Consider the following 9,828-nt stretch of genomic DNA (forward strand, 5'->3'; position numbering starts at 1 on the left):
TTATGCCCTTGCGCTGGATGTTGATCGCCGCATTGATATCTCGGTCATGTTCGACATGACAAACCGGGCATTGCCAGATCCGCTTATGCAGCGGCATTTCCGGCACTTTGTAACCGCAGCAATGGCAGGTTTTCGAGCTGGCGAACCACTGATCCAGTTTGACCAGATGGACGCCCGCCGCGGCTTTGTATTCCAGTTTCATGAGGAAGCCATGCCAGCCCGCATCCCCGATAGCGCGGGCAAGGTGGTGATCCTTCATCATGTTGGCCGATTTCAGCGTCTCAACAATGACCGCTTGGTTTTCGTCAACCATTGTTCGAGAGAGTTTGTGTTGAAAATCGGAGCGGGCATGGGCTACCCGCTCATGGACTGCCGCCAGACGTAATCGGGCCTTACCGCGGTTAGCGCTGCCCTGTTGTTTACGGGACAGCGATTGCTGCTTTCGACGCAGGTCACGGGTGGCGTTGATAAGGTGACGCCGGTTATTGACCTTCTCCCCGATCGACTCGATAAGATAGTGGGATAACCCCATATCACATCCTGTTACGCGGGTGATAACGTCCGGCTTTTCTGGCGCATCCTTACTATCGTCACACAGGATAGCGGCGAAATATTTTCCCGTGGCGGTTCGGGATAGCGTAATGCTCTTCACTTCCCCTTCAATTTCTCGGTGTATACGCGCTTCTATCGGTGACAATTGCGGGATCTTCACCGCGCCCTCCAGCACTTTCACCCCAACACAGTGATAGCTGGATTGCTTGCCCTGTTTGCGTTTGAACGTGGGAAATTGGGCGCGCAACTTCGGATTGAAGAAATTATCAAACGCAGTATGCAGATTGATCACCGCCTGCTGTAACGCGATGGCGTCATATGCCTTGAGCCAGGCGTACTTGCGTGATTTCTTTGCGACCGCCAGGAGCGGGCTTGAGGTCTTTGCGCGGATTTAAACTCACGCCGTGACGTTTGTAAGTATGCTTTTTGATGTGCAGCGCCTTGTTGTACGCAAAACGGACCGCACCAAACTGACCGTTAAGATACTTAGCCTGTTCGGGTGTGGGGTAGATGCGGACTTTGGTCGCTCTTAACATATTCAGCGCTCATTGAGATAGTGTATTCATTATTAGCCTGTTTTACAGGCAGATATCAATTCAGTCAGGATACGTCGCAATAGCCAGCCCTAAAGTCCTTTGGGCTTTTCGCCTGATATCCCCGCCCGCACTTATATGACTGATGTATAATGATTTCTTTGGCTTTTAAAGGAAAAAAGGGCTTGGCTGGAATAGTTTCTCTACTTCGGGGACAAATTTCTTATCTGTAATAAACATAATTACATGATCTCCTTGTTCGATCACACTGTAATCACTAGCAATAATGACTTCGTCACCGCGAGCTATTGCACTAATTGTAGTGCCTGGTGGTAATTTAATATCACCGACAGTTCGACCAACAACCTTTGACGTATTTTCATCCCCATGAGCAATCGCTTCGATAGCTTCGGCCACTCCACGACGTAATGAGGAAACGCTTACAATATCTGCTTTGCGAACATGACCTAGCAGAGCGGAAATCGTCGCTTGTTGTGGAGAGATTGCAATATCAATGACACCACCTTGTACTAAATCGACATATGCACCACGTTGAATGAGAACCATGGCTTTTTTAGCACCCATGCGTTTGGCAAGCATTGCAGACATGATATTTGCCTCGTCATCGTTGGTTAGAGCAATAAATACATCAACTTGTTCTATATGTTCTTCAGCTAATAACTCTTGATCGGAGGCATCCCCATAGAAAACAATGGTATCATGTAATAATTCGGCTAGTTCTATAGCTCTTTGCTGATTTCGTTCAATTAATTTAACCCTGTAATCTTTTTCTAGACGTAGTGCAAGACCAGCTCCCACATTACCACCACCTACAATCATAATACGTTTGTAGGGTTTTTCTAAACGTTGAAGCTCACTCATTACAGCACGAATATGTTGTGATGCAGCTACAAAGAAAACTTCGTCATCAGCTTCAATAATTGTAGAACCTTGAGGTCTTATTGGTCGATCCTGACGAAATATTGCTGCAACTCTGGTATTAATATGCGGCATGTGCTCACGAAGTGAGGAAAGTGCATTTCCTACAAGTGAGCCTCCATAATAAGCTTTTACTGCAACAATGCTTACTCGGCCTTCGGCAAAGTTAACGACTTGTAAGGCACCAGGATATTGAATTAGTTTATAAATATAATCTATGACAAGTTGTTCTGGTGAAATAAGATAATCAATAGGAATATCATTAGGCAGAAAAAGTTTATCTGCTTCACGAATATATTCTGCTGCGCGTATTCGCGCAACTTTGTTTGGGGTGTTGAATAAGGAATAAGCAATTTGGCATGCAATCATGTTAGTTTCGTCAGAATTAGTTACAGCAACTAACATATCAGCATCTTCAGCACCAGCTTCTCTTAATACTCTGGGGTAAGAACCATGACCATTGACTACTCTGAGATCGAATTTATCCTGTAGTTGGTGTAGACGGTTGGGATCAGTATCGACTATGGTGATATCGTTATTTTCACCTACCAGATTTTCAGCTAATGTACCGCCAACTTGACCAGCACCAAGAATAATTATTTTCATAGTATTTTCTAACTTATTGCAAACAAATAATTATCTCTATAAATTGTAGAGATATATTACTGTTTAGTTAATCGAGCGTAAAAGAAACCATCACCACCATTTAACTCAGGTATTATTTGTTTTCCCAGACAATCACTTGTCTCTGTTCCCGCGAGTTTTGCATCTGAGTGGCGTTTTAAAAACGAGATGATTTGCTGGTAATTTTCATCTGGTAGAATGGAACAGGTTGCATATACTAGTGTTCCATTTTTCTTTAAGTATGGCCAGATTGCATCAAGAATCTCAGATTGCAATTGAACTAATTGAGCAATATCTTCCTCGCGGCGTAACCACTTGATATCAGGATGGCGACGGATTACTCCTGTTGCTGAACACGGTGCATCCAAAAGAATGCGGTCGAATTGCTGGTTCTCTGCCCAATGTTCAGGGTGGCGTCCATCACCGGTTTTTACTGTAGCGTGGCAGTTAAGGCGTTGGAGATTTTCTTTTACTCGTTTGATTCTTTGCTCATCAATATCTACCGCTACTACTTGAGATTCTGGTGCTATTTCGAGGATATATGTTGTTTTCCCTCCTGGTGCTGCACAAAGATCGAGAATTTTCTCTCCATTAATGGGTTTTAGTAACTCGACACACTCTTGTGCGGATAAATCTTGGACAGTGACCCAACCTTTGTCAAATCCAGGTAATATTGTTACAGGGCAAGGGGAAATTATGCGGATAGCAGAAGGTGATTCGGGCGCTGGTTCTGCATCAATTCCTGATTTATGAAGAAGAGTAAGATATTCATCCCGACTATGGTATATACGATTAACTCGTAACCACATAGGGGGTTTCTTATTATTAGCATTAATAAGTTGTTGCCATTGTTGTGGATAGGCTTTTTGGATTCGAGTTAATAGCCATTCTGGGTGTAAGTGGTGGCTAGGATTATTTTGTGTATATTCCATTAACTGTAGCTGTTGTCTCTGAAATTGGCGAAGAACGCCATTAATTAACCCTTTCAATTGAGAATGCTTCAGAGTTACGGCTCCGTTTACTGTTTCAGCAAGTGCGGCATGGGCTGGAATACGAGTATAGGCAAGTTGGTATATCCCAACCATAAGCAAGTAATGAAGAATACGTTGTTTACCTTTTAATGGTTTTGCCATTAGTTGACCTATTATCCATTCTAGCTGTGGTAATACGCGTAACACTCCGAAAGATAATTCCTGTAACAAGGGTTTGTCTTTATTAGTTATATTTTGTTGCAGTTTGGGTAAGACTGTACTGAGAGACTGTCCTTGATCCAGAACTTGATTGATTGCTTTTGCGGTGATACTTCGCAGATTATATGTGTTTTTCATAGTTAAAAGAGCTAACAAAAGCCAGCATTAAGAGAAAGTTTGTGAGAGAGCTTACAGCATAAAATAGTATTCAGTTGATTTTATTGCCTGGCGTAAACCATTCACGTTTAGAATTAAGTAGATTTGCTGCTGACATTGCTTTTTTACCGGCAGGTTGTAATTGTGTAATGTTCAGAATTCCATCAGCAGTAGCAATATAAATACCTTCTTTGTCTGCTTTTAATACAGTTCCTGGTTCTACCGAAGTTTGTTCTTCAATGGCTTCTGCTTTCCAAACTTTAATAGGTTGCCCTTCCATCTCGAAAAAGCTCATGGGCCAGGGATTAAATGCGCGAATACAACGTTCAAGGTGGGCTGCAGATAGTTCCCAATTTATGCGGGCTTCTTCTTTGCTTAGTTTTTCAGCGTAGGTAACCAAATTTTCGTTTTGAGTTTCAGGTTGACTTTTACCTGATGTTATTAATGATAATGTTTTGAGTAACGCATCTGGCCCAATATGGGCCAGTTTTTCGTATAAACTGGCACTGGTATCCTCAGGTGTAATAGGGCAGCTTGCTTTATATAGCATGTCACCAGTGTCAAGACCTATATCCATTTGCATTATTGTTACGCCTGTTTCTGTATCACCGGCCCAAAGTGAGCGTTGAATGGGGGCTGCACCTCGCCAACGTGGTAGTAGGGAACCATGTACGTTTAGGCAACCTAATTCTGGAATATTTAAAACAACCTTGGGAAGGATCAATCCATAGGCAACAACGATGAGAACATCAGGTTGTTGTTTTAGAATCCATTGTTGGTTTTCTTCTGAGCGTAAAGTAGCTGGCTGAAAAACGGTGATGTTACGTTCTTCCGCCAGTACCTTTACAGGACTGGGTGTCAGTTTTTTACCTCTTCCTGCCGGTCTATCTGGTTGAGTTAGAACGCCAACCACCTCATGCGGAGACATTAACAAAGCCTCTAGGTGGCGTGCTGCAAAATCAGGTGTTCCGGCAAAAACAATACGTAAAGAATCAGACACGTTTATTTCCTGTATTAATATAATTTACTTGGTTCGGGCTTTTTGTTTATCCAGTTTTTCTACTTTCTGGCGTATACGTTGGCGTTTCAGTGGAGATAAGTAATCCACAAAAAGTTTACCAATTAAGTGGTCCATCTCATGCTGAATACAAATTGCGAGTAAGCCATCAGCTTGTAATTCAAATGGTTGGCCATTGTAATCTAGGGCTTTGATTTTGACTTTTTCGGCTCGTGGCACCAGTGCTCGTTGTTCAGGAATAGACAAACAGCCCTCTTCGATCCCCGTTTCACCACTTTTTTCCAGTAATTCTGGGTTGATCAGAACGAGACGCTCATTACGTGTTTCTGATACGTCAATAACAACAATACGCTGATGAATATCAACTTGTGTTGCTGCCAAACCGATACCTTCTTCTGCATACATAGTTTCAAACATATCATCAATGATACGTCGAATCTCTGCATCAACTGTTTTAACAGGCGTTGCAATAGTGCGAAGCCGCTCGTCTGGGTAATGTAATACTTGTAATACTGACATATATGTTTAGATCTGCATCAAAAATGTTAATGGTATTCTATGTCTATTCTAGACATTTCCCGTTTAGATTGACAGTATCGATTGCTAATTGAGCAGTTTAGTTTTGTCCGTCAATCTTAGCTAGGATGACAACATGGAAGCTATGGAAGTATGGTTGCGAATGAAGATGATTTCTCATTTGGCAACAGAGAGAGCAGCAAATGTTGCAGAAAAATTATTATATTCCGGGAGTCGTTATCTCACTGTGTTGAAAGATAGTGGATTATCGCCAGCACAATGTCTGCAATTTACTAAAGTAAATAAAATCTTACTAGCTTCATGTCTTAAGTGGCTGGAACAGCCAGAGCACCATTTATTGACATATTCTCATCCTTCGTATCCACCTCTATTAAAGCAGATACATACCCCTCCGCTTGTGCTTTTTGTGGCAGGAAAACCAGATATTCTTTTAAAGAAGCAGGTGGCGATGGTAGGGAGCAGGACAGCAAGCTATTATGGTGAGAAATGGGGAAGAATTTTTGCAAGTGAACTAGTTGGATATGAGTTAGTTATTGCTAGTGGTTTAGCTATCGGTATTGATGGTATTTGTCACCGAGCTGCATTGGATAGTGGAGGTAAAACAGTAGCTGTATTAGGTAGTGGGCTTGGTCAAATTTATCCTCATAGACACGGATCATTAGCAAAGCAAATTGAGGAGAATGGTGCTCTTGTTTCTGAGTTTTTTCCGGATACTCCACCACGTGCAAAAAACTTTCCTAAAAGAAATCGGATTATCAGTGGATTAAGCTCAGCAGTGATTGTTGTAGAAGCAGGCCAAAATAGTGGCTCGTTAATTACTGCTCGCTGTGCTCTTGAGCAAGGAAGAGATGTATTTGCATTACCAGGGCTTTTGGGGAGTTCAGTGAGCGAAGGCAATCACTGGTTAATAAAACAAGGTGCATATTTAGCTACAAATGCAATGGATATTGTGGAACATGTTTACAGTTCATTACAATGGTTGAATATGGAAAGAGCGGAGGAAGAAGTAAAACCGCAGTTTGAGCAAACTGAGTTGCCATTTACTGATGTGCTAGTTAACGTAGGCGCTGAAGTAACACCTGTTGATATTATTGCCCAGCGTTCTTCATTGCCTATAACTGAGGTCATGACAAAGCTCCTTGAGCTGGAATTACTGGGTAAGGTGACTGTGGTTGCTGGTGGTTATGTGCGTGTGAGTTAAATTAACTGAATTTCCAGAGTTCTGTTCAACGTCATATGAGAATGAATTTTTGAGTGAAAATAGTATGGCAAAAATGGTTCCTTTCTCCACTGATGAAACTAAATATTGCCCTGAATGTGGTTCTGTGTTGGTTATGCGTAATGGTATCCATGGCCCATTTCTTGGATGTTCTGGTTATCCATCATGTCAATATATTCGTCCATTAAAAGGGCAAAGTGATGGTCATGTGGTAAAAGAACTTGAAGGGCAGCTATGTCCCTCGTGTGGAGTCAATTTGATTTTGTGCCAAGGACGTTATGGAATGTTCATTGGTTGTAGTCGTTATCCTGAATGCGAACATACAGAACTAATTGATAAACCGGATGAGACGTTAATATCCTGTCCGCAATGTAAACAAGGACAACTACTCCAAAGGAAATCACGTTTCGGAAAAATTTTCCATGCGTGTAACCGTTACCCTAATTGCCAGTTTGTATTAAATAATAAGCCAATTGCGGGGAAATGTGAGTTTTGTTCTTATTCGTTGTTGGTTGAAAAACGTACATCACAAGGTATAAAGTTATTTTGTGCCAGTAAGTTGTGTGGAAAACGGCAAATAAATTAAGCAGAGTAATAAAATGAGCAATGAAGCATCACCTGCATTTGAGAATGTATTAACTGCATTAAAAGCAGAAAAAGTGATTGCCTATCCGACTGAAGCTGTTTTTGGACTTGGATGTGATCCTGATAGTGAAAAAGCAGTAAATGAACTGCTTATATTAAAAAAGCGTCCTTGGCAGAAAGGGTTGATTCTTATCGCAGATAATTATGAACAATTACAACCATATCTTGATGATAAGCTTCTGACAGAAGAGCAAAAAAAAACTATGTTTGCTTGTTGGCCAGGGTCTGTAACCTGGGTGATTCCTGCCAAATTCAGTGCACCTAAGTGGTTGACAGGGCAATTCACCACCTTGGCTGTCAGAGTTAGTGATCATCCTTTGGTGAAACAGTTATGTACTTTTTATGGGAAACCATTGGTGTCGACCAGTGCAAATTTGAATGGCCTTGAACCATGCAGAACAGCAGAAGAAGTTAGACAACAGTTTGGAGATAAGCTTCCTATATTAAACGGAGATGTTGGAGGTCGGAAAAACCCTTCAGAAATTCGGGATGCTTTAACTGGTGAGCTTTATCGTCAAGGATAAGGGGAGATAAATATGGATCAATTTGCTGTCTTTGGTAATCCTGTTGCGCATAGTAAATCTCCGCGTATCCATCAGTTATTTGCTAGACAGACAGGTATTGAGCATCGTTATGGGAAAATTCTGGTGCCGATGAGTAAATTTCAAGAGGCATTGGATACATTTCTTAAACAGGGAGGTATAGGAGCCAATATTACTGTGCCATTTAAAGAGCAGGCATTTATTCGGGCAAATGAGTTGACTGAACGGGCAAGACTCAGCGGGGCAGTTAATACTTTGAAATTACTAAATAATAATCAATTGATTGGTGATAACACGGATGGTATAGGGTTATTAACAGATTTGATGCGACTTGGGTTTATTACTCAAGGGCAACATATTTTAATCATTGGAGCGGGTGGCGCTGCCAGAGGTGTTTTATTTCCATTATTAGAATTTGGTTGTAAAATTACAATTACAAACCGCACGTTTAGTCGCGCTATACAGGTTGCTAATAATTTTTCGGCAATAGGCAATATTTGGCCTGTTGAGATGAAAGCACTTAATAGTCCTGAGTTTGATCTCATTATCAATGCGACTGCATCTGGTATTAATGGTGAGATTCCTACTATATCTCCATTCATGTTTAATGAGAATTGTGTTTGTTATGATATGTTTTACCAGGCTAATTTGACGCCCTTTATTTCCTTTGCCAAGAAGCATGGTGTTTCTCGTTATGCGGATGGGCTGGGGATGTTAGTGGGGCAAGCTGCTCATTCATTTAAATTATGGCATGGTGTATTGCCTGAAATTTCACCTGTGTTGCTAACATTGGAACAGGAGTTACATTCGTGAATCAATCTATCCAATTTCCTGATAGAGAAGAGTGGAGTGAGCAAGAGCAGATAGTCGTTTTTCCCGCATTGGTAAATGGATTATTGGTTCAATGTGTTATAAGTGCCAAGGAGCTTTTATACCGTTATGGGACGGAAGATCATCATCCACTAAGCCTTTTTCGACAAAATCGTTGGGATATAGAAGAGGAATTCGAATTAGTAATTAATAACGAGGATGATGATCATTTGGGACGTTACATATTACCTTCCTGCAAATAGTTATTTTTCAAGCTAACGTAATGGCTTGCTGAATAACATAGCCCTTTTAATTCTTCAGGTTTTAGTTTTCTGACCTGGCGGGCAGGGCTGCCAATATAAAGGTACCCACTTTCTAATATCTTGCCTGGGGCTACTAGGCTGCCTGCACCAATAATAACGTTATCTTCAATCACTGAACCATCAAGTAGGATGGAGCCCATACCGATGAGTATTTGATTACCTATAGTGCAGCCATGAAGTATAACTTTATGCCCGATAGTGACATCATCTCCCACAATTAAAGGAAAACCATCAGGATTGTCTGTCGTTTTGTGTGTCACATGTAATATAGAGCCATCTTGAATGTTAGTACGTGTACCAATAGATACATAATTAACGTCCCCACGGATGACAACTAAAGGCCATATACTGACATCATCAGCAAGTCTAACATCACCAATGATTACACTAGATGAATCTAGCATAACGTTCTGACCAACTTTGGGCTGAATACCAAGGTAACTGCGTAACGTTTCGGACATGTATACCTCTGATGAAAAAATGGAGATTTACTTTAAATAAGATTTTAGTGAGGAAAATACCAGTATGCAATGAAAGAAACTTGTTGAATAGGGCTATGGTGGTCGAAATTTTACCCAAAAAGAACAAGAATTCGCCTGTTGATGGTGGGTGTGAAAAAAAAGTATTGTATAAAAATCTGAGCTCCCTATAATGCGCCACCACTGACCGACACAACGCTGATAAACATTGTGAGGTCGGGCAGAGAAAAAGCTAATAAGCGCTTGACTCTGCGGGCGAAA

At 41.4% G+C, this 9,828-nt stretch carries 10 protein-coding genes and 1 pseudogene; 5 read left to right on the forward strand and 6 right to left on the reverse strand.

Annotation, left to right across the window (positions count from 1 at the left end; translation table 11 throughout):
- The 5 genes and pseudogenes from LGZ98_RS22095 to def all read right to left on the reverse strand — a co-directional run.
- A pseudogene (locus LGZ98_RS22095) lies at positions 1-1,088 on the reverse strand (RNA-guided endonuclease InsQ/TnpB family protein); the annotation flags it as partial.
- A 165-nt stretch (positions 1,089-1,253) separates the two neighbouring features.
- Entirely contained in the window at positions 1,254-2,630 is a 1,377-nt protein-coding gene (trkA, locus tag LGZ98_RS22100) for a Trk system potassium transporter TrkA (protein ID WP_113044337.1), read from the reverse strand.
- A 56-nt stretch (positions 2,631-2,686) separates the two neighbouring features.
- Positions 2,687-3,976 carry a 16S rRNA (cytosine(967)-C(5))-methyltransferase RsmB gene (gene rsmB / locus LGZ98_RS22105; RefSeq protein WP_113044338.1) on the reverse strand — a complete coding sequence of 430 codons (1,290 nt, stop codon included), beginning with the start codon at positions 3,974-3,976 and terminating at the stop codon, positions 2,687-2,689.
- A gap of 70 nt (positions 3,977-4,046) precedes the next feature.
- Positions 4,047-4,994, reverse strand: coding sequence for a methionyl-tRNA formyltransferase (gene fmt, locus LGZ98_RS22110; protein ID WP_113044339.1), 948 nt, complete (start codon positions 4,992-4,994; stop codon positions 4,047-4,049).
- Positions 4,995-5,018: 24 nt separating this feature from the next.
- Positions 5,019-5,531 carry a peptide deformylase gene (def, locus tag LGZ98_RS22115; protein WP_113044340.1) on the reverse strand — a complete coding sequence of 171 codons (513 nt, stop codon included), beginning with the start codon at positions 5,529-5,531 and terminating at the stop codon, positions 5,019-5,021.
- Positions 5,532-5,664: 133 nt separating this feature from the next.
- On the opposite strand from def, the gene dprA reads away from it, so the two are divergent.
- From dprA to LGZ98_RS22140, 5 genes are all read left to right on the forward strand, one after another.
- Complete coding sequence (gene dprA / locus LGZ98_RS22120) at positions 5,665-6,750, forward strand: DNA-protecting protein DprA (protein WP_113044341.1); 1,086 nt, start codon at positions 5,665-5,667, stop codon at positions 6,748-6,750.
- A gap of 64 nt (positions 6,751-6,814) precedes the next feature.
- Positions 6,815-7,354: a topoisomerase DNA-binding C4 zinc finger domain-containing protein gene (locus tag LGZ98_RS22125; RefSeq protein WP_113044342.1), complete on the forward strand. Its 540-nt coding sequence runs from the start codon at positions 6,815-6,817 to the stop codon at positions 7,352-7,354.
- A gap of 13 nt (positions 7,355-7,367) precedes the next feature.
- Entirely contained in the window at positions 7,368-7,937 is a 570-nt protein-coding gene (gene tsaC, locus LGZ98_RS22130) for an L-threonylcarbamoyladenylate synthase type 1 TsaC (protein WP_113044343.1), read from the forward strand.
- 12 nt (positions 7,938-7,949) lie between these two features.
- Positions 7,950-8,768 carry a shikimate dehydrogenase gene (aroE, locus tag LGZ98_RS22135; RefSeq protein ID WP_113044344.1) on the forward strand — a complete coding sequence of 273 codons (819 nt, stop codon included), beginning with the start codon at positions 7,950-7,952 and terminating at the stop codon, positions 8,766-8,768.
- Positions 8,765-9,028, forward strand: coding sequence for a DUF1488 family protein (locus LGZ98_RS22140; protein ID WP_112879456.1), 264 nt, complete (start codon positions 8,765-8,767; stop codon positions 9,026-9,028). The genes aroE and LGZ98_RS22140 overlap by 4 nt, the downstream gene beginning before the upstream one ends.
- Here LGZ98_RS22140 and LGZ98_RS22145 read toward each other — a convergent pair.
- Positions 9,004-9,549 carry a gamma carbonic anhydrase family protein gene (locus tag LGZ98_RS22145; protein WP_113044345.1) on the reverse strand — a complete coding sequence of 182 codons (546 nt, stop codon included), beginning with the start codon at positions 9,547-9,549 and terminating at the stop codon, positions 9,004-9,006. The two genes, LGZ98_RS22140 and LGZ98_RS22145, sit on opposite strands and share 25 nt — an antisense overlap.
- Positions 9,550-9,828 lie beyond the last annotated feature (279 nt).

Origin of the sequence: Photorhabdus kayaii (assembly GCF_025384895.1) — a bacterium.
Taxonomy (GTDB): domain Bacteria; phylum Pseudomonadota; class Gammaproteobacteria; order Enterobacterales; family Enterobacteriaceae; genus Photorhabdus; species Photorhabdus kayaii.

Coding starts and splice junctions, on each gene's coding strand:
- trkA (WP_113044337.1), bottom strand. CDS start 2,630: ATGAAAATAATTATTCTTGGTGCTGGTCAAGTTGGCGGTACATTAGCT.
- rsmB (WP_113044338.1), bottom strand. CDS start 3,976: ATGAAAAACACATATAATCTGCGAAGTATCACCGCAAAAGCAATCAAT.
- def (WP_113044340.1), bottom strand. CDS start 5,531: ATGTCAGTATTACAAGTATTACATTACCCAGACGAGCGGCTTCGCACT.
- dprA (WP_113044341.1), top strand. CDS start 5,665: ATGGAAGCTATGGAAGTATGGTTGCGAATGAAGATGATTTCTCATTTG.
- LGZ98_RS22125 (WP_113044342.1), top strand. CDS start 6,815: ATGGCAAAAATGGTTCCTTTCTCCACTGATGAAACTAAATATTGCCCT.
- tsaC (WP_113044343.1), top strand. CDS start 7,368: ATGAGCAATGAAGCATCACCTGCATTTGAGAATGTATTAACTGCATTA.
- aroE (WP_113044344.1), top strand. CDS start 7,950: ATGGATCAATTTGCTGTCTTTGGTAATCCTGTTGCGCATAGTAAATCT.
- LGZ98_RS22145 (WP_113044345.1), bottom strand. CDS start 9,549: ATGTCCGAAACGTTACGCAGTTACCTTGGTATTCAGCCCAAAGTTGGT.